The sequence below is a fragment of the Leisingera sp. SA32 genome (assembly GCF_056033425.1).
On sequence record NZ_JBVYHB010000009.1, the window covers coordinates 143,007 to 167,210 of the forward strand.

Consider the following 24,204-nt stretch of genomic DNA (forward strand, 5'->3'; position numbering starts at 1 on the left):
CAAATGGTAAAGCTGATTATCGACACCGATCCGGGCATCGACGATGCGATGGCAATTTTCTACGCCGCCGCGGCACCGGATATTGAGCTTTTGGGCCTGACCACGATCTTCGGCAATGTGACCACGCCGACAGCCACCCGCAACGCGCTGCGCCTGCTGGAGGCCGCGGGGCTGGATCTGCCGGTGGCCCAAGGGGCTGAGGCGCCGCTGGTGTTGCCGCCCTTCACCCCGTCGGCGCATGTGCACGGGGCAGAGGGCTTTGGCGATATCCCTGCCGAAACCCCCAAGGCCGAACCTCTGGCGGAGGACGCCGCCGATTTTCTGTGCCGCATGGCGCGCGACCACAAGGGTGAGCTGGTAGTCTGCCCGGTTGGTCCCCTGACCAACATCGCCCTGGCGATGCAGCGCGATCCTGAATTCATCAAGAACGTCAAAGGTATCGTCATCATGGGCGGCTCGCTGGAGGAGGGCGGCAACATCACCCCCCACGCCGAGGCCAATATCTACCACGACCCGCATGCCGCGGATGTGGTCTGCACCGGTGGCGACAAGGTGGTCTTCGTCGGCCTGGACGTCACCCACCGCATTCTCTGTGTGCCCGAGGATTTTGCCGCCATCGCTGCCAGGTCGCCGCGCCTGGGCAGCATGCTGCAACAGATGTCGCATTTCTACATCAAGTTCTATCTTGAGGTGGCCGGGCTGAACGGCTGCTCGCTGCATGACCCGGCGGCGGTGATCGCCTGCACCCACCCCGACCTGTTCGGCACGCGGCAGGTGCCGCTGCGGGTGTCCTGCGAGGGCGAGACCTCAGGCGCGACCCTGGCGGCGCTGGACAGTGGCCGCGATCCCGTCAACGTCTGCATGACGGTTGAGGCCGATGCGGTGAAGGATCTGTTCCTGAAACGGCTGTCGCTGCTGCCCTGATAGGCATCTGAACGGCATCTGGTCGGCAAAGAACCGTCTGCAAAATCACCCCCGGCCCGCGGTTGGCCGGGGGCAACAGCACCGCGTGCGCGCTGCCGTTGCTGTCAATAGAGCCCGGAAAGGGTTCTGATTTTCCCCGATAAAGCTCCCATGACGCCCGATCTTGTGCGCGTTCCGCCGCCCATGAGGCGTATGCGGGCGGCGCCAGCATTCAGGAAACTTCTGCCACCCATAGCTTTGCTCTATTTGCGCGCGATCCGGCTTCGGGTTTTTTTGTTCCAAACAAACAGCCCAGCAGGAGAACCTCCAATGAAACACGCTCTCTCATCTCTCAAGCGTGGCATGCTGGCGGCATGTCTCGTTGCCGTCACCCCGGTCGCCACCCTGGCCGCCGATGTCACCATCCGCCTGGGCCACGTGCTGCCCGAAAGCCACAGCTGACACATCGCCGCCAGCGGCTTTGCCCAAGATGTCGCCGAGCGCACCGAAGGCCGGGTGCAGATCGAGGTCTTCCCCTCGGGCCAGCTGGGCAGCGAAAAGGGAGACATCGAGGGGCTGCTGAGCATCCTCGACGTCTACCGCAAATGACGCTGCGGCCGGAGATGAAGCAAGTTGCATCGGTCGATCCGGTGCAGCTTTTCGACATTGAGCAGAAGGAGCTGTTCTCCCCGGCCGCGTGCGGTGACGGCTACGTCAAGCCGAGCGTGACCACCGGCAAGAAGGGCGCCAAATCCCTTGCCCACAGCCACCCGCGCGAGGAGGTGACGCTGACCCTGAAGGGCGAGGCGGTGCTGCGGGCCTGCGGCGGGGAGTACCACATGACCGAAGGCACCGCAGTGCGGCTGCCGCCGGGGTTGGATCACACGGTGGAAGTGCTGTCGGACGAATGGGGGGTGGTCGCCGTCTATTGCGACGAATGCATGCTGTGCCCTGGACCGGAAGGGGTCCTGAAACCATGAAACTGACTGACGGGTCGCTGCGGGCGGCCAACCTCATTGACCGGGCGGCGCGCTGGAGCGGTGCTGCGCTGGTGACCACCTGTGCCGCGATGGTCGCCGGCTACCACCAAGCTGCGCCGCCTGGGCGGCGACATCAACGTGCCGATCAGCTGCGGCGGCGTGCGAGTGCGACCCGGCGACATCGTGCTGGCGGATGAGAACGGGGTGGCGGTTCCGGACCCGAAACAGGCCGCGCACCATGCCGAGCGCGTCCGCCGGATGCAGGCGGATGAGGGCTCCATCCTGGAGCGGCTGTCGGCGGGTGAGACCCTGGCGCAGATCACCGAGGCGCAGTAACGCGCGGGCCGGGTGCCGTCGGTTTTTCATGAGCGAAAAAGGATATGCCCTGACAGGCCGGGTCTGACCGGGCTGTCAGGGCGAGTTTCTGCGGGCCGGACGCGTGTGGCGGCCCGCAGGAGGGGAGGTCAGTCGAGGTAGCCTGTCAGCGCCAGCGAAACCTGCGGCACATAGGTGACCAGCAACAGGATCAGCGCCAGCACGCCGATGAACGGCAGGTTGGTGCGTGAGGTTTCCCAGATCCCGGCCTTGGCAATCGAGCAGGAGGTGATCAGAACCGAGGCGACCGGCGGCGTTTGCTGACCGATGGCCAGGTTCAGCGTCACCATGATGCCAAAGTGAATCGGGTCGATGCCCACCGCGTTCACCAGCGGCATCACCACCGGCACCACCAGGATGATCGCCGCCGCCCCGTGCAGGAACATGCCCAGCACCAGGAGCAGCAGGTTGAGAAGCGCCAGCACGATCAGCGGGTTGGTGGTGATCTCGGTGATCTCGGCCGCCAGCGTCTGCGGCACCTGTGCCTGGGTCAGGAACAGACCCAGCGCGGCGGAGGTGGAGACCAGCAGCATCACGATACCGGTCTGGCTGACGCCCTCCAGCATGGTCTTGCGCAGGCGCGATGGGTCCAGATCGCGGTAGACGAAGAGGCCGATCACCAGCGCGGCCAGCACCGCGAGCCCTGCGCCTTCCGTCGCGGTGACGAGGCCAGAGAAGATGCCGCCGAGGATGATGACCGGCATGGTCAGCGCCCAGAACGCTTCCTTGAAGGTTTTCCAGACGTAGCCGAGGTCGAAACCTTCGGCGCGGGGGAGATCATAGCGCACCGCCAGCACCCAGGTTACCAGCATCAAGAGGAACGCGCCCAGAAGGCCCGGCACCACGCCGGCCACGAACAGTTTGATCACAGAGGTTTCCGCAATCGCGCCATAAAGGATCATCGGGATCGACGGCGGGATGATGATCGCCAGCGAGGCGGAGGAGGAGGTGATCGCCGCCGCCAGGGTGCGCGAATAGCCGCGTCGTTTCATCTCGGGGATCAGCACGGTGCCGGTGGCGGCCACATCGGCCACCGCCGAGCCGGAGATCTCGGCAAAGACCATCGACACGCCGATGTTCACCATGCCCAGCCCACCGCGGATGAAGCCGATCAGTGCGGTGACAAAGTTGATGAGCCGCACCGAGATGCCGGAGGTGTTCATCAGGTTGCCCGCAAGGATGAACAGCGGGATCGCGATCAGCGGGAAGGAGGTGGAGCCCGAGTAGAGCTTGATCACCATGTCGTTGAGCGCGTTCGGGCCAGAGGTGAGCAGGAAGCCCCCCATCGACACCACGCCGATGGCCACCGCGATCGGCACGTTGATGAGGATCAGCGCAATCAGGACAACCGTCGTCAGCAGCAGGATCATTTGATGCCCTCCTTGTGGGCAAGTGCGGCGGTTTCGGCCTCGGCCTCGGCGATCGCCTGTTCGATTTCGGCATGTTCCGGGTCGATGCCCTCAGCCGCGGCGCGCAGGGCGCGGGGCAGGGTCAGCAGGGTGCCGATGATCATGATGACAGAGGCAATCGGGATCACCGATTGCACGATGTCCAGCGTCATCCAGCGCAAGGACAGCAGCGAATCCCATTTGGCCACCGCCAGCACCGCGTTGCCGTACCAGGCGACGACGGCGAAATAGGTGATGACCAGCAGTTCGGAGAACAGCGCCAGTGCCACCGCCAGATGCCGCGGCAACGCGGTGACGAGGCCGGAGAAGCCCATGTGCTGGCGCAAAAACACCGCATAGGCGGCGCCGAAATAGGTCAGCCAGGCCAGCAGAACGCTGGCGATTTCATCATACCATGCCGGCGAGGCGCCAAGGTATCGCATGGTGGTCGCATAAACGACCGACACCGCCAGGATCACCAGCAGCAAAAGGCAAATCGTCTCGATGGCCCGTAAAAGTATGCGCTCGATCTGTGCGATCATGCCCACCTCCAGTCTTGTGAGTGCCCCGGCCGGGGGTGCCGGGCCGGGGCGTGGGTGTTGTTACTTGGCCAGCTCTTGCGCGCGCACGACCAGCGCGTCGCCGCCCGGAACCTGGTTGGCGAAGGCGTCATAGATCGGCGCGGAGGCGGCGATGAAGGCGGCTTTGTCGGCCTCGTTCACCTCAACCCCGGCAGCGCGGACCTTTTCGACCAGTTCGTTGTCAGCGGTCTCCCCCTGGGCCAGCGACCAGTCCTGCACCGAGGCGGCGATCTCACTGACAGCGGTCTGGACATCGGCCGGCAGTTTGGACCAGGTCTCGGCGCCGGTGGTCAGATAGGTGGGCGAGTAGACGTGGCCGGTCAGGCTGAGGTAGCCCTGCACCTCCTGGAAATTGGCGCCGACGATGTTGGTCAGCGGGTTTTCCTGGCCGTCCATGGTGCCGGTTTGCAGCGCCACGAAGACCTCGGAGAAGGACATCGGCGTGGGGTTCGCGCCCCATTCCTTGAACATCGACACCCGCCATTCCGACGAGGGGGTGCGAATCTTCAGCCCGTCGAGGTCGGCGGGGGTGTTGATGGGGCGGGCGCTGTTGGTGATCTGGCGGAACCCGTTCTCCCAGGTCGACAGCACCTTGAGGCCCGCTTTCTCGGCCAGCGGCGCAAGATCGGTCTGCACGATCTCGGCGTCGATCGCCTTGAGGTGGGCGCGGTCCTGCACCAGGAAGGGCATGTCGAACAGGGCAAATTCCGGCGCGACGTTGGTCATGATCGAGGAGATCAGGGTGAAGTCGACGGTGCCCAGACGCAGCCGCTGCATCAGCTCCTTTTCGTTGCCAAGCTGCGCATCGGCGTAGAATTCCACCTTATGCGCGTCGCCCAGCCGGGTCTGAAGCTCCTCGGCGAAGCGGGCCGCGCTTTTGCCCTGAAGGCTGTTCGAGGCGGCGCCGACGGCCACGATATAGGTCTCTGCCGCGGCGGGCACGGCAATGGTGAGGGTCGCGGCGGCGAGGCTCGCGCTCAGGGTCTTGGTCAAGGTTTTCATAGTGTCTCCTCCGGTGTGTTTTGAACGTCCTGCCGCATCCGCGACGCCGTCTTGGGGTGTTTGTACAGGGCAGACGCATCTGGCGGAAAGCCGCCTTTCTGCGCCGCGCCGTGTCCCCCTCGTTTTTTGGCGCTTTAGCATTTTGGCATTCCAAAATACCATTACCATGTTACAACGGATGTCAACATGATTCGTGTCCCAGCCGCCGATCACCGGCGCCGGACACAGCGCCAAATGAGAGAAAGGGGAGTCCTGAATGACCAAGATCAAATCTGTTCGAACCCGAGTCTGGAGCTGGAAGGGGCCGACCGTTCCGCCCACCGGGAACTTCTGCACCAACGCCTCGGACGCCCTGTGGACCAAGGGCGATGCGATGGCGTCGTTCCGCTTTCACCAGTGGCTGACCTGCGAGGTGGAGACCGAGGACGGCACCATCGGCATCGGCAATGCAGCCCTGGCGCCGACGGTTGTGAAACAGGCGATCGACGACTGGTACGCGCCGCTGGTGATCGGGGAGGATCCCTTTGACTACGCGTACCTGTGGGAAAAGATGTACCGCCGCAGCCACGCCTGGGGACGCAAGGGCATCGGCATGACCGCGATGTCCGCCATCGACATCGCGATCTGGGACTTGATGGGCAAGCTGACCGGCAAGCCGGTGTTCAAGCTCCTGGGCGGTCGCACCAAGGAAAAGATCCCGGTCTATTATTCCAAGCTCTATTCAGGCTCGGTCGAATCGATGCAGGCCGAGGCCGAAGAGGCGATGAAGAACGGCTATACCGGCTACAAGACCCGGTTCGGCTTTGGCCCCAAGGACGGCATGGCGGGCATGCGCGAGAACCTGAAACGGGTGGAAGCGCTGCGCGAGGTCATTGGCTATGACAACGACCTGATGCTGGAATGCTACATGGGCTGGAACCTGGATTACGCCAAGCGGATGCTGCCCAAGCTGGAGAAATACGAGCCCCGTTGGCTGGAAGAGCCGGTGATTGCCGACGATGTGGCAGGCTATGCCGAACTGAACGCGATGGGCAGCGTGCCGATTTCGGGTGGCGAGCATGAATTCTCTGTCATCGGCTGCGCCGAGCTGATCAACCGCCGCGCGGTCAGCGTGCTGCAATATGACACCAACCGGGTCGGCGGTATCACCGCGGCGCAGAAGATCAACGCGATTGCCGAGGCGGCGCAGATCCCGGTGATCCCGCATGCCGGGCAGATGCACAACTACCATCTGACCATGGCCAACGTGAATTGCCCGATTGCCGAATACTTCCCAGTGTTCGACGTCGAGGTCGGCAATGAGCTGTTCTATTACATCTTCGAGGGTGACCCGGAGGCGGTGGACGGCTTCTTGCAGCTGGATGATGACAAGCCGGGGCTTGGCATTGAAATCACCGACAAACACCTGCACAACTTCGAGATTACAGAATGACCACATATTCCGGTATCTGGCCCGTCGCACCGACCCCGTTCCACCCGGACGGCACGGTGGACTACGAGGGCATGAAACGCGTCATCGACTGCATGGTCGATCAGGGCAGCGATGGCATCTGCATCCTGGCCAACTTCTCGGAGCAATTCCTGATCACCGATGAAGAGCGCCGCAAGCTGACCGAAGTGTCGCTGGCGCATATGGCAGGCCGCCTGCCGGTGATCGTCACCATCAGCCATTACGCCACGCAGATCGCCGTGGCGCGTGCCCAGCATGCCAAGGACCACGGCGCGGCGATGGTGATGATGATGCCGCCCTACCACGGCGCGCTGCTGAAGGGCTCTGCCGAGCAGACGTACGAGCAGTTTGCTCGCGTCGGCGATGTCGGCCTGCCGATCATGGTGCAGGATGCGCCTTTGTCCGGTGTCGATCTGCCGGTGCCGCTGCTGGTGCGGATGGCGCGCGAGATCGAAATGGTAAAGCTGTTCAAGATCGAATGCCCCCAGGCCGCCGCCAAGCTGCGTGATCTGGTGGCCGCGGGCGGCGATGCCATCGAAGGCCCGTTTGACGGCGAGGAGGCGATCACCCTGCTGGCGGATCTGGAGGCCGGTGCGACCGGTGCCATGACCAGCGCGATGATCCCCGATCAGATCAAGCCGGTGCTGGATCATTTCGCCGCGGGCGATCTGGATGCGGCGACCGCCGCCTATGCAAGGGTTTTGCCTGCGGTGAACCATGAAAACCGCCAATGCGGCTTCCGCTCTGCCAAGGCGGCAATGGTGGAGGGGGGCGTGATTGCCTCGGATTTCTGCCGCCACCCCATCGCGCCATTGCATTCGCAGACAAAGGAGGCTCTTTTCCGACTGATCCGGCCGCTGGATCCGGTGGTGCTGACATGGGGCAAATGACATGAGCAAGAAGGCTGAAATCTCCGACCTGGACACCAGTGAACTGGCCCTGGCGCGCCCGCGTGCCACGTTGGTCGAGATTGCGGCCGACAAGCTGCGCGAGCTGATCCTGCTGGAGAAGCTGCCTGCGGGCGCGCAGATCTCGGAGCGGGATCTGGCGGCGGCGCTGGGCATCAGCCGCACGCCGCTGACCAAGGCGCTGACCATTCTGGAGCAGGACGGGCTGATCGAATATTCGGTCACCCGCCGCCCGCAGGTGGCCAACCCGCCGATCCGCGAGATCGAGGAGAACCTGGTTGTGATGGGCGCGCTGGAGGCACTGGCGGGCGAGCTGGCCTGTGCGTCCATCACCGAGGAGGAGATCGCCAAGGTGATCGACTGCCAGCAGCGGATGGAGGCCGAGGACGGCAGCCTGACACCGCTGGAATCCTTCCGGCTGGACATGGAGCTGCATGAAACCATCGTGCAGGCCAGCCGCAATGCGCCGCTCATTGATACCCATCAGAAATACAACGCGCGCCTGTGGCGGGCGCGTTTTCAGTCTTCGCAACGCCAGTCGGGTCGCGAGCAGACCTTTGCCGAACACCGCGCAATCGTCGAGGCGCTGAGCCGACGCGATGCCAAGACCACCTCCACCGCCCTGCGCCGCCATCTGGCCTCGGCTGTGAGCAACATCAGAAACGCCCTGCGCGACGCGCGTTAGGGCCGACGAAACGGAGTAGACATGTCCCCAAGGATTGGACTTATTCCCGGTGACCCCAGCGGCATCGGGCCGGAACTGGTCGCCCGGCTGCTGGCCGAGGACTGCATCGCAGAGGCCGATGTGCTGCTGATCGGCGACCGCCATGTGTTTAAACTGGGCCAGGCGCAGGCCGGGCTGAGCCACGAGATGACGGCAGTGGATGCCGCCGCCGCAGACTGGACCAAGGTGGACGGGCTGGCGCTGCACGAGATGCAGACCCTGACGCCGGACGAGGTGGTGCTGGCCGAAAGCACCGAGGCTTCGGGCCGGTCCACCCTGCGGGTGCTGGATCAGGCATTGGCGTTTGTGCAGCAGGGGGTAATCGACGCGATTGTCTTTGCGCCCTTCAACAAGGCCTCGATGCATATGGCCGGGATCGGCCATTCGGACGAGCTGCACTACATGGCCGAGAAGCTGGGCGTCAGCGGTTATATCTCGGAGCTCAACACGCTGGACGGCATGTGGACCAGCCGCGTGACCAGCCATATCGCGCTGAAGGATGTGGCCGATGCCATCGATGCCACCCGCATCGAGGAGGCGACCCATCTGATCGACCGCACCCTGCGCCGCGCCGGGTATGAGCGCCCGCGCATCGCGGTGGCGGCGTTGAACCCGCATGCGGGCGACGGCGGCAACTTTGGTCGCGAGGAGATCGACGTGATCGAACCGGCCGTGCGCCACATGGCGGGCGGCCAGATGGCGGTCACCGGGCCGCTGCCCTCGGACACCGTGTTCCTGAAGGTGACCCGCGGCGAGATCGACGCGGTGGTGACCATGTATCATGACCAGGGCCAGATCGCGCTGAAGCTGTTGGGCTTTGACCGCGGCGTGACGGTGCAGGGCGGGCTGCCGGTGCCGGTAACCACCCCGGCGCATGGCACCGCATTTGACATCGCGGGCCGCGGCGAAGCCGATGTGGGGGCCACCCGCGCCGCCTTCGAGATCGCCTGCAAGATGGTCAGCAACTGGCAAAAGGAGACTGCGGCATGAGCTTTCAACCGCATGGAAAACATTTGATCGCGGGCGAATGGATCGCCCACAGCGAGACCTTCCGCTCGGAGCCCGCCAGCGGTACGGCGCATGCCTTCAGCCGCGGCACACCGGCGCTGGTAGAGCAGGCTTGCGCGGCCGCCGAGGACGCGTTCTGGAGCTATGGTTACAGCAGCCGCGCTGACCGCGCCGCCTTCCTGAACGCCATCGCCGATGAGATCGAGGCGCGCGCCGAGGCGATCACCGAGATTGGCTGCCAGGAGACCGGCCTGCCGGAGGCGCGGCTGAACGGCGAGCGCGGCCGCACCACGGGGCAGCTGCGGCTGTTCGCGCAGCATATTCTGGACGGGGCCTATCTGGACCGTCGCCACGACGCGGCGCTGCCCGACCGCCAGCCGCTGCCCCGGCCCGAGCTGCGCATGGTGCAGCGCCCCATCGGCCCGGTGGCGGTGTTTGGTGCGTCCAATTTTCCGCTGGCGTTCTCCACCGCGGGCGGCGACACCGCGGCGGCGCTGGCGGCAGGCTGCCCGGTTGTGGTCAAGGGGCACTCCGCCCATCCCGGCACCGGCGAGATCGTGGCCGAAGCCATCCATGCGGCGGTGCAGACATGCGGCATGCCGGCGGGGGTGTTCTCGTTGATCCAAGGTGGCCGACGCGATGTCGGCCAGGCGCTGGTGCAACATCCGTTCATCAAGGCTGTGGGCTTCACCGGCTCCTTGGCGGGCGGGCGGGCGCTGTTTGATCTTTGTGCCCAACGGGCCGAGCCGATCCCGTTCTTCGGTGAGCTGGGCAGCGTCAACCCGATGTTCGTACTGTCCGAGGCGCTGGCGGCGCGCGGCGCGGAGATCGGTGCGGGCTGGGCGGCCTCGCTGACCATGGGCGCGGGACAGTTCTGCACCAATCCCGGTGTCGCGGTGGTGGCATCCGGTGCTGCGGGCGATGCCTTTGTGCAGGCGGCGGCAGCGGCGCTGGAAAAGGCACCCGCGCAGGTGATGCTGACCGACGGCATCGCGCAGGCCTATCGCGACGGCAAGGCCCGCTTTGAGGCGGCCGATGCGGCGCGTCCGGTGCTGGTAACCGACAGCGCCGAGCGCAGTGCGCGGCCGAACCTGTTTGAAACCAGCGTTGAGGCCTATCTTCAGGACCACAGCCTGGGCGAGGAGGTCTTTGGCCCATTGGGGCTGGTGGTGCGGGTCGAGAACCTGGCCGAAATGGAAACCCTCGCGCGGGGGCTGGAGGGGCAACTGACCGTGACCTTGCACATGGACGCGGGCGACACGGATGCCGCCCGTGCGCTGTTGCCGATTGCCGAGCGCAAGGCCGGGCGGGTGCTGGTCAACGGTTTTCCCACCGGGGTCGAAGTGGCGGACAGCATGGTGCACGGCGGTCCCTATCCGGCCTCGACCAACTTTGGCGCCACTTCGGTTGGCACGCTGTCGATCCGGCGCTTTGTGCGGCCGGTCTGCTATCAGAACCTGCCGGAAGCGCTGTTGCCCGAGGATCTTTGAGCGACGGCCACATCGTACTTTACCCAAGGCCCGCGCCGGTTGCGCGGGCCTTTTTTGTTGGCGGGTGTCGGCCGGGCGCGGCGGGCCAGGATTGTTGACAGCTTGCCCTTGCGTCACGCAGGCTTGGCAGATCCCGGTATTTGTTAATGAGGATTCTGTCGCATGCCCCTGGACAAAACAGCCGCTGAACAGCTCAAGGGAGATATTGCTGCCGCGCGCAAGCGGGCGCTGAACTTCGGTTTTTGCCTGGCGTCCAAGCCGGAAAACAGCGCCTTTGAGATCCACCGCATGAAAAAGCCGGAGCTGCTGCGCAAGGCGGCGAAGAAGAAGGCGGGCACGGCGAAGCTGCTGTATGGCACCATGACGGTCGACGGGCGGGTGTTGAACCTGAACTGCGCCGAACCGCCCAAGGAGGCGATGGCGAAACGGGTCAAGGCCTTCCTCAAGAGCAACGGCATTTCGATGAAGGTGCAGCTGTTCGACATGTCGGGCGAGCTGCTGGAGGGTGACGACGAAGCTGCGGCGGACGCCGAGGCGGAGACCGGCGCGGATGCGGCGACGCCAAGCCCGGAGGCCGACCCGGCGCCGCAGGATCTGGCGCAACGCTGGCTGGCGGCGCGCCGGAAGATGGAGCCGCATGTGCTGGAAGCGCTGAAGTTGCAGACCGGGCTGACCACCAAGATCGGCGCGGTCTGGGCCTTTGCCAATGAAAAGGCGGAAGGTGACGCACCCGATTATGCCGCGGCGGTCAAGGCGATGGGCCCGTTGGCGGGATTGATCGCGCAGGCCCGCGCCGAAGGAAAATCCGAGGCCCAGGCCGCAGCCGAGGCGCGCAAGGAGGATGTGGACGACAGGCTGGACCAGCTGAAAGCCGACTGCGATATGGCGATCGCGCGGCTGCGCCCGGCGATCGACGCGCGGCTGGCGCAGAAGGCGGAGGGCGATGCCAAGCTGCGCCAGGCCTGGATGCTGGCGCAGGACAAGGCCGCCAACGGCGAGCATGCGACTGCGCTGGAACTGCTGAAACGCATCGGCGCGCTCTTGGGACAGCAGCCGACGGCCACACCCGCGGCGCCGGAGTCCGCGTCTGAGCCCGAGCCCGGAAAACTGGGGGCGACGGCGCTGATGGTCAAGGAGATCGCGGCGGCCCGGCAGGCCGTGGTGACGGCCCGTGGCAAGGTCGCCGATTTCCCCGACACGCCCGCGCCGGACTGGGCAGGCCAACTGGACGAGGCCGCGGCTGCGCTGGAGGGTCTGGAAGACACCGCGGCCGAAGCCGAAGTCGAGGCGGTTCTGGAGGATGCGCAGAACAAGGTCGAGGCGGTGTTGGCGGACATGGGGGCTGCGCTGGCCGAACGCGAGGCCTGGCAGAAGGAGGCGGCGGTCTTTCGGGAACGTCTGAAGATCCTGGAAAGCCACCCGATGCAGGCGACACCGCCGATTGGCGGCGCTGGCGGCAAGATCGAGGAAATCACCGACGCGCTTGCGGCGGCCACAGCCGCGGCGGCGGCAGAGCGCACATATGTGGCGGGCAAGGCAGAGCTTGAGCGGCTGCGGGGGCTGGCGGACAAGGCCGAAACCCAAGCCGATGAACTGGCGCATTACACCGAGATCGCCAAGGGCCGAAAGCTCTTGTTCGACGCGCTGCCTGCCAGCGCACCGGCCGGTGCGCATACGTCACTGGTTGAGGCGCTGGCGTTGGTCAAATCCACCTGGGCGGCGGCCGAGGCGCATAAGGCGGCGGGTGAATTCAAAGAGGGCGTTGCCAAGCTGAACGAGATGCGCCGCGCCCATGCGGACTATGTCAGGTTGGACACGTTGCATGGCAAATACCACAATCGACGAACACGGTGCCGCACCGACCTGGATGCGTTCAAGGTCGGGATTGATGCGCTGAAGACCAAGGCGGAGGCGGTCGAGGGGGCGGATTGCTCCGTCGAGCGGGGGATTCACAAGGTGGTGGCGACCCTGGAGGCAAGCTATGCGGCGGCCACGGTGGACAGCCTGGGCTATCGCGGCGCGCACGAGAAGCTGGGCGCTGATCTGGGAGTTCTGTACCGCGTGCTGCACCCCAGGAAGACGGCGGCGACCAGTTATGTGGCGGCGTTGGAGAAATTCGACACGGCGCTGACCAAGGCGCCGATGCGGCTGAAGACCCATCCCGGCGTCGCGGGCATCCGCGAGTATGTGAACCTGATGGAGCGCGACCTGAAGGACGCCAAGGAGGCGGCGGCAAAGTTCAAGTTTGGCCTGGCCGAAAAGCTGTATCAGGCCACCGCACCGAACTGGGCGGCCTGGGATCAGCTGGCCAAGGAGTACCAGCAATACAAGGACGCCTACGACCGGGTTCATCCCAAGTATGAGGAGGCGATCAAGGATGAGGGGTTTCACACCAACACCTTCTTTGATGCCGTCGATGTGGCTGATGCGATGAATGCGGCCGAGGCGGCGATGGTGGCCAAGGATTACCTGCGCGCCAAGGCAGAGCTGGAGGCGGCCGAGGCGCTGATCACCTACTACGAAACGCTGAAAGCCAAGGACGCGGAGCGGCAGCAGCTGCTGGAGGGCAGCGACGAGACACTGGCTGATGTGGGGCAGGATTTCGACGCCGCCTACAAGGTCTTTGCCGATCTGCGTCAGATGGTGGTGGCGGCGGATGCCGACACCCTGCTGGAGAGCGACGTGCAGCGTGCCGATGCCGAGGCCAAGAAGGCGCAGGACGCGCACAGCGGCGAGGGCGCGGATGCGCAGCAGATGGCCAAGGATCTGCGCGCGGCGATCGCGATCCTGGAGCCGCTGGTGCTGAAAGCCGAGCGCGCCAAGGCCTATAAGGCCGCGCTTGAAAAGGTCACGCAGGAGATCGCGGCGCTGAAGGCGCTGCCAGCGGATCAGAAACCCGCCGCCAAAGACGACTGGGAGGCGATGGAGCAGCTGGTGGCGGAGGCCAAGGACGCGGTGAAGGCACCGGCGTTCGATTTCCAGGCAGGCGAGGCCCAAATGAACGCGGCCCTGCGCCGGGGCCGCGATGCGCGCAAGAAGGCGGAGCTGAACCCGAAGATCCAGGCGCTCTTGGACGGCAATCCTGGCACCAACGTCTTGATCACCTTTTACCAGGGGGTGGCCAACGGGGCGGTGCTGTTCGCCAAGGAAATGAAGGTCTGCGAGGATTTCAACAAGCAGGTGGAAGATCTGAAGGCTGCGGGCGATTACGTGCAGGCCTATGAGGTGGCCAAAACCGCGAAGTCGCAGATCATGCCGCTGTACCGCAAGAAGACTGAATACGATGCGGCGGTGGCGGCCTACACCAACGACGTCACGCCGCTGAAGGCCATCTTTGACGGCTATGACCAGATCGTGAAGGATCAGCGCAAGGACAAGATCGCAGAGCTGGAGGCGGGCTATCAGAAGATGATGGCGGACCATGACTTTGCGGGGGCCAAGCGGCTATGCTTCAACATCCAGATGGAGATCTGGGGCTGCATGGGCCATCAGAAGACGCTGGACCCTTGGAAAGCCGCCCGCCAGATCGCGGCGGACCGCATCAAAGATCTGGACGACGCGAAGAACGAAGCGGTGACCGAGGACCTCGCGGCCTTGGACAGGCTGCTGGCGGAGGCGGACGAGAAGGCGGCGGCCTTCAAGTACAAGGAGGCGCGCAAACTGGTGGCGCCGATCAGCGACCGGGTGACGGAGCTGCTGGCGCGGGCCGAGAGCTGTCGGCTCTATCTGGTTGCGAAAGCGCTGGCTGAGGAAAAGCTGGCCACGCTAGAGGACAAGGCGCAGATCGCGTCTCTGAAGGCGCGGGTGGAGGCCAAGATGGCCAACGCCGAGACCCGCGCCGCGGAGAAGGATTACGCCGGTGCCAAGCGGCTGCTGGACCAGATCCCCGATGATGTCGCCCAGGCGCTGGCGGTCGACACTCAGAATGCCGCGCTGACGGCGCTGTCCGACAAGGTGACGGCGCTGGGCGAAGGCGACACCCCGGCGGTGCAACAGGCGGTGGAGGAGGCCCGGCAGCTGGTCACGCAACTGGCCGCAACCGAGGGCAAGGCGTTTGTGCTGCCGCGGCTGATCCCGGTCAGCAAAGCGCTGAAAGCGGCAGAGGCCAAGGCGGCGACCGACGGTGCTGCTGCCAAGAAGCTGTTGCGGGCGATCACTGCGACCTGCGTGGAGCTGCAAACCGCGTTGTGGCATTTTCAGCAGCTGCAAACCATTGCCGACCGTGCCGAAGCACGGGCCGAACGGCTGGAGCAGGACCACCCCGGCAAGGCCCATGTTGCGCAGGATGTGGCGGCGATCCGGCCGCGGATCGCGGCGCTGATCTCCGACGCCGTGGCCACGGGGGAGACCGCGCCGGGCTTTGCTGCGGCTGAGGCGATCTTTGCTGACCTGGTCACGGTGTCGACCAACCGGGATGGGTATGAGGCCTACAAGACGTTGGCGGACGACTTCGCCGCCCGCTTTGCGGTGCTGGACACGCACGCGCATCGCTATGCGATCAAGGCGGCCCTGGATCAGATGCGTCAGCTGTTGGCCGATGCGGCCGGCGATGCGGCGCAGAACGATTTCGACGCGGCGCAGAAAAAGCTGGGCCAGGTGAAGACGTTGCTGCTGGACGCCGAGATCGAGGTCAAGCTGCGCAGCAACGAGGTCCCCAGTGCGGATCAGTTGAAAACCCTGATGCAGCGCGAAGACGGGCTGAAGAAGCTGGATGACATCGTGAAGGGCACCGCGGACGGCGAAGGGCTGGACGAGGTGACCAAGCGCGAGGTGCTGAAGGCCGCCTTCGAGGCGCGCTTTGGCTGCCGCCTGGTGGTGGCGAATGCGGATCTGACCCTCTGGGCCAACATGGGCGACAAGGGGCCGAACCTGCAGCGGATGTATGAAACCATGAGCCTGCTGCCGCCCACCGATACCGAGGTGAACGACAGCTTGATGGAGTACTGGACCTCGGAGGAGGGGGGCGGGTCGTCCTTTAACGGAGCCAGCAAGAAGGCCAAAGTGCGCGAAGGCAACACCAAGTACTCCTGGGATTACCGGTTCGGCGACCCCTATGAGGTTGGCGACGACGTCGACCCCAGATGCGTGCCCGCAAACACCGACCCGGTGGAGGCGCTGGACTGGAACACCATCCACGAGGTGGGCCATTCGGTCGATGACAGCCATAATTATATGGAAAAGAACGGCAAGGCGCTGGCGGGGTGGGAGTTCCATTTTGGGGATTTTTCGCCGGTCGCCAAGGCCATCGCCGAGCATTACGAGCACGACTATGGCTATGCGCTGGCCTATGTGTCGGGCAATTCCGACCCGCCGGTGCCGCCCGCCCCGGAGGGGGTGGCAGCGGATGTCTGGGAGCGTCGCCGGATCCGGGTGGTGTCCCATATCGACGACTGCCGGGAATCCCGGCAACCCTGGATGAGCGCCGCAGCGGCCAAGTCGCTGGCCGTGAAGGTCGGCGGCAGCGACCGCATTTATCACGAAGCCTACGACGGGCGCTGGGTCAGCTATGATGCCGCGGCCCGCAAGGAGGCGATCACCGGTTATCAGTTCCGCGCCCCTGCCGAGTGGTTCTCGGAGCTTTATGCGGCCTACCACTGTCACAAGCTGGGCGGCCAGCATCCGGCGGTGGCCTGGCTGGAGAAACTCTCGCCCAGACAGCAGCCATAGGAGGCGTTTCGCCATGTCCCTTTTTGTTTCCATGCATGTCGACTGCCCTGAGTGCGGCCATACGGCCACGATGGATGCGGTCGGCAGTGTCAACGCCGACCGTCGCCCGGACCTGCGCGACGACATCCTGAAGGACAATTTCCAGATCATCTCCTGTAGCAGTTGCGGCAGCGACTTCCGGTTGCAGCCTGAGTTCAATTACCTCGACGTGGAGAATGGGTTGTGGATCCTGGCGCTGCCGTCGGCGCAGGTGATCGAGCATCTGGCCGCGGCGGAGCGGGCGGCGACGCTGTTTGCGACCTCCTATGGCGCGCAGGCCACCGGCGCGGCGCGGCAGGTGGGCGACGGGCTGGCCTGTCGGCTGACCTTCGGCTGGCAGGCGGTGCGCGAGAAGATCCTGCTGGCGGTGGCGGGGCTTGACGATGTGGTGGTGGAATTGATGAAGCTGGACCTGCTGCGGCGGATGCCGGAGGCGCATCTGGATGTCGGCTGCGAGCTGCGGGTAACGGGGGTGGAGGCGGAGCGGCTGGAGATGGCCTGGCTGCGCAGCGACAGCGAGGCGGCGTTGCAGTTCATGTCGGTGGAGCGCAGCGCCTATGACCGCATCGCCGGCAGCCCCACCGATTGGGCGGCGGTGGCCGACCTGTTGCGGGACGGTCCGTTCGTCGACATGCAGAAGCTGTTTCTGGGCTCGGGCGGCGATGCCCACGCGGCGCAGTAGCCCGGTCTAGCTGTCCTGGGTGCCGACGAACATCCGGTCCTTGGCAGCGGTGATGTGGTGGCGCATGGTGGCCTCGGCCACCTCGGGTTGTTGCAGGCGAATCGCCTCCAGCACCGCGCGGTGTTCGGCCAGCACCAGTTCCTGGCGCGCTGGCGTGTCCAGCAGCGTCAGCGAGCGCGACAGCTTGACCCCGAAGGCGATCTGATCGCCCAGCGACTCCAGCACGGAGGCAAAGAACGGGTTTTTCGTCGCGCGCGCGATTGCCAGATGCAGCATCTGGTCGGCTTCGACCCCCATGGCGTTCTGTTCATAGGTCTGTTCCATCACCTGATAGGCGTGGTCCATCGCGGCCAGATCCTCGTCGTCGCGGCGACGGGCGGCCCAGGCGGCAGCCGAGCCCTCGACGTCGATGCGGAATTCGTAACAGCGCTGCACGTCGGAAATCGATTCCAGGGGCGCAAAGCTGACCAGCTGGCGGTCGGGCTGGCGCAGCACATAGCTGCCGGAGCCGCGCCGGGACTGGATGATGCCGTCATCGCGCAATCGCGACAGCGCGGCGCGCACGATGGGGCGGGAGACGCCGAAGCTCTGCGCCAGCACCTCCTCTGCGGGCAGGCGGCTGTGCACCGGGTATTCTTCGTCCAAGATCTGAGCCAGCAGCTGATCGTAAACCTGATCCGCCAGCGAAGGGCGTCGTGTCTCTGCCAACGTGGTCTCCTTTTGTTTCGGTTCGGGTCGGGGCGCTGAGGCCGGGGTCCGTCCTTTATAGGCGGAAATGTCGCCGTTGGAATGGCCCGGCGGGGCATCTGCCGCCGAGCCGGTGATTTTGCCGGACTGCCTGACGCGGCCCGGTTACTTGGCGTTGGCGGCAGCGGGTCTTTCGGCCGGTTTTCGGATCAACAGGAAGTAGACGAAAACCAGCGTCAACAGCACGAAGAACAGGCTGTCAAAATTGGTGAAGAAGGTGGTCGGATCGCCGTTGGACAGCGCCAGAGAGCGGCGCAGGAATTCCTCAAGGTTGGGCCCGAGGATATAGCCCAGCAGCATGGTGATGACCGGAAAGCCGTTGCGGCGCAGGTAGAAGGCCAGCACCCCCATGGCCAGCGCCATGAACATCTGGAAGGTCGAGTAGGTGGCCACATAGCTGCCGACCACCGCCAGCAGCGCGATCACGGCATAGAGCACATCCTTGCGCAGGGCGACGATGCGGATGAAGTAGGGGCCGATCAGGTAGAGCGTCAGCGGGATCAGCACCACGGCGCTGAACAGGAGCGCGGCCAGCATCGGCGCGATCAGCCCGGCCTGTCCGGCCATCAGCTGCGGTCCCGGCTGGATGCCGTTGATGACAAGCACCCCCAGCATGATTGCGGTGATCGGGTCGCCCGGAATGCCGAAGGTCAGCATCGGCACCATTGCGCCACCGCAGACGGCGTTGTTGGCGCTTTCGGAGGCGACGATGCCCTTGGGGTTGCCCTTGCCGAAGCTTTCCGGATCGTCAGAGGTGCGCACGGCCTCGGTATAGGCAAGGAATGAGCCCATCGAGCCGCCGGCCCCCGGCAGCGTGCCGACGAAATAACCGATCAGGCAGGACTTCAGATAGCAGCCCAAACCGATTTTGCGGATGTCTGCCAGCGGCGGCAGGAAGTCGCGGCGTTTGATCTTGACCTTGTCCGCGGCCGCGGTGAGCAGGCTGGTATCGCGCGAGGCGCTGGCCTGCATCAGCACTTCCGCGATGGCGAAGGTGCCGATGATCACCGGCATCAGGTCGATGCCCGCGGTCAGGTTGGCATTGCCAAAGGTGAAGCGGGTGACCGGCTCCATCGCGTCCAGGCCGACGGTGGCCAGCATCAGCCCGATGCAGGCGGCCAGCCCGGCCTGCGCCACCCGGCCGCGCTGGGCGATCACCACGACGATGAGCGCGAAGGCGAGCAGGGCGAATTTGCCGGTGGTTTTGACCAGCAACGACAGCTCGGCCACGAAGGGCGCGACCGCGATCAGCAGCAATGCGCCGACGGCACCGCCGAACATCGACCCCAGCGCCGCATGGCCAAGCGCCAGCGCGCCCTTGCCCTGCTGCTGCATTGGATAGCCGTCCAGCGCCGTCATCATCGACGAAGGCGCACCGGGGATATTGATGGTGGTTGCGGTGATGCTGCCGCCGCACATGCCAGCCATGTATATGCTGGCGCAGGCCATCAGCGCGGTCTCGACGTTGAGCGTGTAGGTCAGCGGCAGCAGCAGCGCCATCGCCAGGGTGGCGGTGAGGCCGGGAATGGCCGCGAAGATGGTACCGATCACGAAGCCCAGGACCACATAGGTCAGGTTCATCGGCTCCAGCAGCAGGGAAAAGCTGCTCAGGACAAGGAAGATGAAATCCATGGTTTACCCCCAGAGCGTCGGGAGGCGGACCCCGAACAGCTGCTGAAACATGACATAGGCGATCCCGGTGATCGCGGCGGCGATGGCGGCCTTTTGCAGCGGCTTTTCGAACGAGGAAAACAGCACGATGAGCGCAAAGACAAAGAGGCCGGAGGAGAGGAAATAGCCGAGCGGCTTGAAGCCGAGGATGTAGAAGAAGATGGCTGCAACGACCCAAAGATGGGTGTGGTTGCGCGGATTTTGGGGGGCGGGTGCGTCGCTGCCGCTGCGCAGCTGTTGCAGGATCAGGGTCGCGCAGAACAGGATTGCGGCGGCGCCGACCAGGATCGGAAAGAAGGACGGCGTCAGGCCGCTGTCGGAGGTCGGCGCGCCCAGGCTGAGCGCCGAGATGAGGTAACCGGCCGACACTGCAAGGGCGGCATAATAAGGCAACAGCTGCCTGTTCATGAACATCGTCTTCTCCCGGACTGGGGTGGTGGTGCGTGAGTGGGTGTTGGCGGATCGGTCAGGGCGGGCCTGGCGCCATGTCCCCGGCAGGGCGCCGGAGACATGGGGGATCAGCCTGCAAGAGGGCGGGTCAGGGCCGGTTGGAAAGCCCTGTCACACAAAGGAGTGTACGGAGAGGGTACGGATCTGGTTCAGAGGTCCAGTTCGTCCATCAGCGAGAAGGTCTTTTCCTGCAAGGCATCCTTCCAGGCGGCGACCTCGTCAGAGCCGAGCCAGTCGGGGGTGACGCCGACCTGTTGGAGCCAGCCCTGGAATTCTTCGCTGTCGTAGGCCGTCTTGAAGGCCGCTTCGATCGTGTCCAGCGCCGCCTGCGGGGTGTCCTTGGGGGCGGCGAGCACGATGAAGCTGCCGGTTTGCAGGTCATAGCCCTTGGAGGCGATGGTGGGCACATCGGTGTAGGTCAGGTTCTGCACCGAGGTCAGCTCTACCACGCCCTTGGCGTCACCGGATTCGAGGATGCCGCTGAAATCGCCGAGGCTGGAGATCGCCGCGTCCAGCTCCCCCGAGAGCAGCGCCTCGGCTTCGGCGGCGGAGGAGCCGGCATAGGTGATGACGTTGAAATCGACACCCAGCAGCTTTTCCAGCTGGTTGGCCGACAGATACGGGCCGGAGCCTTTGGGCGCGACGCCGAGGCGGACCTTGCCGGGGTTGGCCTTGGCGGTCTCGATCAGTTCTTCAAAGCTGTCGATGCCGGAATGTTTGGAGACCACGATGGCGTCGGCCTCGCTGGTGATGCGGGCGATCAGGGCCATGTTGTCCAGCGAGTAGCCCGGCACCATCTGGCCGCGGGGCAGGGTAATGATGCTGTCATAGGTCATCACGCCAACGGTGTGGCCGTCGGGTCGGGCGTTGGTCATCTGCATCAGGCCAGTGGCGGTGACCGCACCGGCGATGTTTTCGACGTAGATGGATTTGGGCAGTTCCTGTTCGGCAATGTTGCTGATCTTGCGCGAGATCGCATCGGCGCCGCCGCCGGCCGGCCAGGGCACAATCAGGCGGATGTCACGGGCGGGAAAATCCGCCGCAGCAAGCGAGCTACCGATGATGCAGGCACCAAGCGCCAGCGTCAGTTTGCTTTTCAAGCTTTTCGAAAACATGGGTCTGTTCCTCCTAAACAGATGTCGCAGTCCGGGTCGGACTGTCACGTTGCAGGGCCAAAGCGGCCTGTTGCGCCTGGGTGGCCAGGCGCTGCGGGTCGGGCGGGGTCTTTGAGATCAGCAGGCAGGCTGAACGGGTTGTGGTGGGGCTGCTGCCCCTGGCGTGTGCCGGGCGGTCCGGGCGTCAGATTCGACCGATGACATCCTCCCTCATGCTGCCTGGTCTGGGCCTATCGGAAAGTCGCAGCGCTGGGCTGAACCTGCCTGAAGGCGATGAGTCACAGTACTAAGCGTGAAATTACAAATCAACGCTAAAAATTACTAATATGGCAAAAATCACCACGGATTAAGCGCATATCTGTAATTTTGATGGACAAAAATAGGCCGGTACACGGTCTTGGTCACGGTGCTCCGGCCGATCTGGGATAATCTGTAAAGGTGCCAAGCTGCCCCGGTGGTCTGCCCGATGCCGACGGCCCGCCGGTGCTGGCGGGCCGTCGGGGGGGCTCAGGTTGAGACGAGGTCGGTTGGCAGCAACGCCTCTGGCAGGTTTTGATAGCAAACCGGACGCAGGAAGCGGCGGATCGACAAGGTCCCGACAGAGGTGGCGCCGAAATTGGTGCTGGCCGGGTAGGGGCCGCCGTGCACCATTGCGTCGCAGACCTCGACCCCGGTGGGAAAGCCATTGGCCAGCACCCGGCCTGCCATGCGCTCCAGCACCGGCAAAAGGTCCCGCGCCAGAGCAAGATCATCGTCATCCATTTGCAGGGTCGCGGTCAGCTGTCCCTTAAAGCTGCGCGCGAGGGTCAGCAGCTCCTCCGGGCTGTCGGCGCGGATCACCAGGCCCAACGGGCCAAAGACCTCCTCTGCCAGGTCGTCGTTTGACAGCCAGCGGTCGGCGGAAACTTCAAACAGCTGCGGCGTAGCCGCACGGCCCTCGCAGGGCGGCGGCAGCAGGGTTTTCACCCCGGCGCCCTCGGCCACCCGCCGCGCACCGTTGCGGTAGGCCTCGGCCATGCCGTCGGTCAGCATGGTCTGGGCGGCCACCTCGGCAAGCGCATCGGTTGCGGATTGCACAAACGTGTCGGCGTCCGGCCCGTCGAGGACAAGGGCGATGCCCGGATTGGTGCAGAACTGTCCCGCGCCCATGGTCAGGCTGGCGGCCCAGCCACAGCCCAGCTCTACTGCGCGGGTTGCGGCTGCGGCGGGCAGAACGAACATCGGGTTGACGCTGCCCAGCTCGCCGAAGAAGGGGATCGGCTCCGGCCGCGCGGCGCAGAGATCGAACAGCGCCCGGCCGCCGCCGAGGCTGCCGGTGAACCCAACCGCCTTGATCCGCGGGTCGGTCACCAACGCGGCGCCGACGGTACGGTTGCCGCCCTGCACGAGGCTGAAGATACCAGCGTCCATGTCCAGCTGTTGCAGCGCCGCAACGATGGCGTCGCCGACGATTTCGCTGGTGCCGGGGTGGGCACCGTGGCCTTTGACCACCACCGGGCAGCCTGCCGCCAGCGCCGCTGCGGTGTCGCCGCCCGCGGTGGAAAAGGCCAACGGGAAGTTGGAGGCCCCAAATACCGCCACCGGGCCGATGGGGCGTTGCATCATGCGCAGCTCCGGGCGCGGCAGTGGCTGGCGGTCGGGCAGCGCCGCGTCGTGGCGGCGATCCAGATAGCCGCCGTCCAGAATATGCTGTGCGAACAGCCGCAGCTGGCCGGTGGTGCGGCCGCGCTCGCCCACAAGACGGGCCTCTGGAAGACCGGTTTCGGCGCAGCCGATCTCGGTGATCTGGGCGCCGCGGGCGTCGATTTCATCCGCGATGGTGTTCAGCAGCCCGGCGCGCTGCTGGCGGCTGCTGGCGGCAAAACCGGCAAAGGCAGCCTCGGCAGCAGCGCAGGCTTCGGCCACCAGCGCAGGCGTGCCCACGGCGTAGTCAAAGGCTTGGCCGGTTGCGGGGGCAGATGTGAAGCGCTCCGTCGCGTCGCGCCGCTGACCTGCGATCAGGTGTTTTCCGTGCGGTGTGAAAGTCATATCAGCGACCAGCCTTTTCGCGCCATGCGTCAAATTTCACGAGGTTTTCTTCGTCCGTCGCGGGGTAGAGCCCGATGATCCCGGCGCCGGCCTGCACCTGCTCCAGCACGAAGTCTTCATAGGTTTCCATCTGGGCGCATTCCTCGGCGATCTCCTCCGCCAGATGGGCGGGGATCACCATCACGCCGTCGCCATCGCCCAGCATCACATCGCCGGGAAACACCGGCGCATCGCCGCAGGAGATTGGCACGTTGATGTCGATCGCTTCGTGCAGGGTCAGGTTGGTCGGCGCCGAGGGGCAGGCGAAATAGGCGGGCATGTCGAGCGCGCCGATCCCTTCGGCGTCGCGCACGCCGCCGTCGGAAACCACCCCCGCGACACCGCGTTGGGCCAGCCGGGTGACCAGGATCGAGCCTGCGGTGGCGGCGCGGCAGTCCTTGCGGGCGTCCATCACCAGCACCTGGCCTTCGGGGCAGGTTTCCACGGCCACGCGTTGTTTGTGATCGCGGTCACGAAACACCGTCAACGGGTTTCGGTCCTCGCGCGCGGGGATGTAGCGCAGGGTGAAGGCCTGTCCGACCATGCGCACCGGCTTGCGCTCGACCGGCAACACGCCCTGGACGAACTGGTTGCGCAGCCCACGCTTGTAGAGGGCGGTGGCAACCGACGCCGTCGAGACCTGTTTCAGTTTCTCGCGGGTTTCCGCGGGCAGGATGTAATCGTTCATTGCGCGTTCCTATGATGTGGCAGCTGCCGCCGCCGAGGCGTGTGGACGGGATTGATGAGGATTAGTATGCAGAACGCCCTGTATGTGTCAATATTAGTAATGTATATTGGCTTCTTCGGGGTGCTAACCGGGCGATGCTTTGGGTAATATGTGCAAATATGTTCTTTTTCGCTGCCGCGGTGCGCGGATGTGGACGGCGCGTTTCTTGTGTTGACGGTCTGGTGCTTTGGCCCACCGCCGCGCCATCGGCACGCTGTGCGCGGTGGTGA

At 64.9% G+C, this 24,204-nt stretch carries 21 protein-coding genes; 12 read left to right on the forward strand and 9 right to left on the reverse strand.

Annotated elements, in window-relative coordinates:
- Positions 1 to 3 precede the first annotated feature (3 nt).
- From AC0IPL_RS14285 to AC0IPL_RS14305, 5 genes are all read left to right on the forward strand, one after another.
- Positions 4 to 924: a nucleoside hydrolase gene (locus AC0IPL_RS14285; protein ID WP_474275246.1), complete on the forward strand. Its 921-nt coding sequence runs from the start codon at positions 4 to 6 to the stop codon at positions 922 to 924.
- 309 nt (positions 925 to 1,233) lie between these two features.
- Positions 1,234 to 1,365, forward strand: coding sequence for a hypothetical protein (locus AC0IPL_RS14290; protein ID WP_474275248.1), 132 nt, complete (start codon positions 1,234 to 1,236; stop codon positions 1,363 to 1,365).
- 3 nt (positions 1,366 to 1,368) lie between these two features.
- A complete protein-coding gene (locus tag AC0IPL_RS14295; RefSeq protein ID WP_474275297.1) occupies positions 1,369 to 1,512 on the forward strand; it encodes a hypothetical protein in 144 nt (47 codons plus the stop codon).
- A gap of 14 nt (positions 1,513 to 1,526) precedes the next feature.
- Positions 1,527 to 1,883, forward strand: coding sequence for a cupin domain-containing protein (locus AC0IPL_RS14300; RefSeq protein WP_474275250.1), 357 nt, complete (start codon positions 1,527 to 1,529; stop codon positions 1,881 to 1,883).
- Between the two features lie 81 nt (positions 1,884 to 1,964).
- Positions 1,965 to 2,219 carry an RraA family protein gene (locus AC0IPL_RS14305; protein WP_474275252.1) on the forward strand — a complete coding sequence of 85 codons (255 nt, stop codon included), beginning with the start codon at positions 1,965 to 1,967 and terminating at the stop codon, positions 2,217 to 2,219.
- A 128-nt stretch (positions 2,220 to 2,347) separates the two neighbouring features.
- Here the strand turns inward: AC0IPL_RS14305 and AC0IPL_RS14310 are convergent, their stop codons facing one another.
- The 3 genes from AC0IPL_RS14310 to AC0IPL_RS14320 are packed head-to-tail and all read right to left on the reverse strand — an operon-like array spanning position 2,348 to position 5,229.
- On the reverse strand, positions 2,348 to 3,628 hold the full coding sequence (locus AC0IPL_RS14310; RefSeq protein WP_474275254.1) for a TRAP transporter large permease: 1,281 nt from the start codon (positions 3,626 to 3,628) through the stop codon (positions 2,348 to 2,350).
- The gene (locus AC0IPL_RS14315; RefSeq protein ID WP_474275256.1) at positions 3,625 to 4,188 is read right to left on the reverse strand and encodes a TRAP transporter small permease; all 564 of its coding nucleotides are present in this window, start codon (positions 4,186 to 4,188) and stop codon (positions 3,625 to 3,627) included. The genes AC0IPL_RS14310 and AC0IPL_RS14315 overlap by 4 nt, the downstream gene beginning before the upstream one ends.
- Positions 4,189 to 4,248: 60 nt before the next feature.
- A complete protein-coding gene (locus tag AC0IPL_RS14320) occupies positions 4,249 to 5,229 on the reverse strand; it encodes a TRAP transporter substrate-binding protein (protein WP_474275258.1) in 981 nt (326 codons plus the stop codon).
- A gap of 256 nt (positions 5,230 to 5,485) precedes the next feature.
- Between AC0IPL_RS14320 and AC0IPL_RS14325 the strand changes: the two genes are divergently transcribed.
- From AC0IPL_RS14325 to AC0IPL_RS14355, 7 genes are all read left to right on the forward strand, one after another.
- The gene (locus AC0IPL_RS14325; RefSeq protein WP_474275260.1) at positions 5,486 to 6,661 is read left to right on the forward strand and encodes an L-rhamnonate dehydratase; all 1,176 of its coding nucleotides are present in this window, start codon (positions 5,486 to 5,488) and stop codon (positions 6,659 to 6,661) included.
- Positions 6,658 to 7,569 carry a dihydrodipicolinate synthase family protein gene (locus tag AC0IPL_RS14330; protein WP_474275262.1) on the forward strand — a complete coding sequence of 304 codons (912 nt, stop codon included), beginning with the start codon at positions 6,658 to 6,660 and terminating at the stop codon, positions 7,567 to 7,569. The genes AC0IPL_RS14325 and AC0IPL_RS14330 overlap by 4 nt, the downstream gene beginning before the upstream one ends.
- Before the next feature lies 1 nt (position 7,570).
- On the forward strand, positions 7,571 to 8,272 hold the full coding sequence (locus tag AC0IPL_RS14335) for a GntR family transcriptional regulator (protein ID WP_474275264.1): 702 nt from the start codon (positions 7,571 to 7,573) through the stop codon (positions 8,270 to 8,272).
- 21 nt (positions 8,273 to 8,293) lie between these two features.
- On the forward strand, positions 8,294 to 9,301 hold the full coding sequence (locus AC0IPL_RS14340; protein ID WP_474275266.1) for a 4-hydroxythreonine-4-phosphate dehydrogenase PdxA: 1,008 nt from the start codon (positions 8,294 to 8,296) through the stop codon (positions 9,299 to 9,301).
- Positions 9,298 to 10,809 (forward strand): aldehyde dehydrogenase (NADP(+)), encoded by a 1,512-nt coding sequence (locus AC0IPL_RS14345; RefSeq protein ID WP_474275268.1) that lies wholly within the window; start codon positions 9,298 to 9,300, stop codon positions 10,807 to 10,809. Before AC0IPL_RS14340 ends, AC0IPL_RS14345 begins: the two co-directional genes overlap by 4 nt.
- 162 nt (positions 10,810 to 10,971) lie before the next feature.
- Entirely contained in the window at positions 10,972 to 16,476 is a 5,505-nt protein-coding gene (locus AC0IPL_RS14350) for a hypothetical protein (RefSeq protein ID WP_474275269.1), read from the forward strand.
- Positions 16,477 to 16,489: 13 nt separating this feature from the next.
- Positions 16,490 to 17,197: a CpXC domain-containing protein gene (locus AC0IPL_RS14355; protein WP_474275271.1), complete on the forward strand. Its 708-nt coding sequence runs from the start codon at positions 16,490 to 16,492 to the stop codon at positions 17,195 to 17,197.
- A gap of 6 nt (positions 17,198 to 17,203) precedes the next feature.
- On the opposite strand, the gene AC0IPL_RS14360 is transcribed toward AC0IPL_RS14355, so the two are convergent.
- From AC0IPL_RS14360 to AC0IPL_RS14385, 6 genes are all read right to left on the reverse strand, one after another.
- Positions 17,204 to 17,905, reverse strand: a complete 702-nt coding sequence (locus AC0IPL_RS14360) for a FadR/GntR family transcriptional regulator (protein ID WP_474275273.1) — start codon at positions 17,903 to 17,905, stop codon at positions 17,204 to 17,206.
- Between the two features lie 144 nt (positions 17,906 to 18,049).
- Positions 18,050 to 19,576, reverse strand: a complete 1,527-nt coding sequence (locus tag AC0IPL_RS14365; RefSeq protein WP_474275275.1) for a tripartite tricarboxylate transporter permease — start codon at positions 19,574 to 19,576, stop codon at positions 18,050 to 18,052.
- Between the two features lie 3 nt (positions 19,577 to 19,579).
- Complete coding sequence (locus AC0IPL_RS14370; protein WP_474275277.1) at positions 19,580 to 20,029, reverse strand: tripartite tricarboxylate transporter TctB family protein; 450 nt, start codon at positions 20,027 to 20,029, stop codon at positions 19,580 to 19,582.
- Positions 20,030 to 20,214: 185 nt separating this feature from the next.
- Positions 20,215 to 21,180: a Bug family tripartite tricarboxylate transporter substrate binding protein gene (locus tag AC0IPL_RS14375; RefSeq protein ID WP_474275278.1), complete on the reverse strand. Its 966-nt coding sequence runs from the start codon at positions 21,178 to 21,180 to the stop codon at positions 20,215 to 20,217.
- A gap of 507 nt (positions 21,181 to 21,687) precedes the next feature.
- Entirely contained in the window at positions 21,688 to 23,208 is a 1,521-nt protein-coding gene (locus tag AC0IPL_RS14380; protein ID WP_474275280.1) for an aldehyde dehydrogenase (NADP(+)), read from the reverse strand.
- 1 nt (position 23,209) lies between these two features.
- Positions 23,210 to 23,935 carry a ribonuclease activity regulator RraA gene (locus AC0IPL_RS14385; protein WP_474275282.1) on the reverse strand — a complete coding sequence of 242 codons (726 nt, stop codon included), beginning with the start codon at positions 23,933 to 23,935 and terminating at the stop codon, positions 23,210 to 23,212.
- Positions 23,936 to 24,204 lie beyond the last annotated feature (269 nt).

What these genes read in the sequence shown, in the direction of transcription:
- AC0IPL_RS14315 (WP_474275256.1), bottom strand. Translation starts at nt 4,188, where the DNA reads ATGATCGCACAGATCGAGCGCATACTTTTACGGGCCATCGAGACGATT.
- AC0IPL_RS14385 (WP_474275282.1), bottom strand. Translation starts at nt 23,935, where the DNA reads ATGAACGATTACATCCTGCCCGCGGAAACCCGCGAGAAACTGAAACAG.
- AC0IPL_RS14290 (WP_474275248.1), top strand. Translation starts at nt 1,234, where the DNA reads ATGAAACACGCTCTCTCATCTCTCAAGCGTGGCATGCTGGCGGCATGT.
- AC0IPL_RS14365 (WP_474275275.1), bottom strand. Translation starts at nt 19,576, where the DNA reads ATGGATTTCATCTTCCTTGTCCTGAGCAGCTTTTCCCTGCTGCTGGAG.
- AC0IPL_RS14325 (WP_474275260.1), top strand. Translation starts at nt 5,486, where the DNA reads ATGACCAAGATCAAATCTGTTCGAACCCGAGTCTGGAGCTGGAAGGGG.
- AC0IPL_RS14335 (WP_474275264.1), top strand. Translation starts at nt 7,571, where the DNA reads ATGAGCAAGAAGGCTGAAATCTCCGACCTGGACACCAGTGAACTGGCC.
- AC0IPL_RS14300 (WP_474275250.1), top strand. Translation starts at nt 1,527, where the DNA reads ATGAAGCAAGTTGCATCGGTCGATCCGGTGCAGCTTTTCGACATTGAG.
- AC0IPL_RS14350 (WP_474275269.1), top strand. Translation starts at nt 10,972, where the DNA reads ATGCCCCTGGACAAAACAGCCGCTGAACAGCTCAAGGGAGATATTGCT.
- AC0IPL_RS14340 (WP_474275266.1), top strand. Translation starts at nt 8,294, where the DNA reads ATGTCCCCAAGGATTGGACTTATTCCCGGTGACCCCAGCGGCATCGGG.
- AC0IPL_RS14380 (WP_474275280.1), bottom strand. Translation starts at nt 23,208, where the DNA reads ATGACTTTCACACCGCACGGAAAACACCTGATCGCAGGTCAGCGGCGC.
- AC0IPL_RS14330 (WP_474275262.1), top strand. Translation starts at nt 6,658, where the DNA reads ATGACCACATATTCCGGTATCTGGCCCGTCGCACCGACCCCGTTCCAC.
- AC0IPL_RS14285 (WP_474275246.1), top strand. Translation starts at nt 4, where the DNA reads ATGGTAAAGCTGATTATCGACACCGATCCGGGCATCGACGATGCGATG.
- AC0IPL_RS14375 (WP_474275278.1), bottom strand. Translation starts at nt 21,180, where the DNA reads ATGTTTTCGAAAAGCTTGAAAAGCAAACTGACGCTGGCGCTTGGTGCC.
- AC0IPL_RS14320 (WP_474275258.1), bottom strand. Translation starts at nt 5,229, where the DNA reads ATGAAAACCTTGACCAAGACCCTGAGCGCGAGCCTCGCCGCCGCGACC.
- AC0IPL_RS14345 (WP_474275268.1), top strand. Translation starts at nt 9,298, where the DNA reads ATGAGCTTTCAACCGCATGGAAAACATTTGATCGCGGGCGAATGGATC.
- AC0IPL_RS14355 (WP_474275271.1), top strand. Translation starts at nt 16,490, where the DNA reads ATGTCCCTTTTTGTTTCCATGCATGTCGACTGCCCTGAGTGCGGCCAT.
- AC0IPL_RS14310 (WP_474275254.1), bottom strand. Translation starts at nt 3,628, where the DNA reads ATGATCCTGCTGCTGACGACGGTTGTCCTGATTGCGCTGATCCTCATC.
- AC0IPL_RS14370 (WP_474275277.1), bottom strand. Translation starts at nt 20,029, where the DNA reads ATGTTCATGAACAGGCAGCTGTTGCCTTATTATGCCGCCCTTGCAGTG.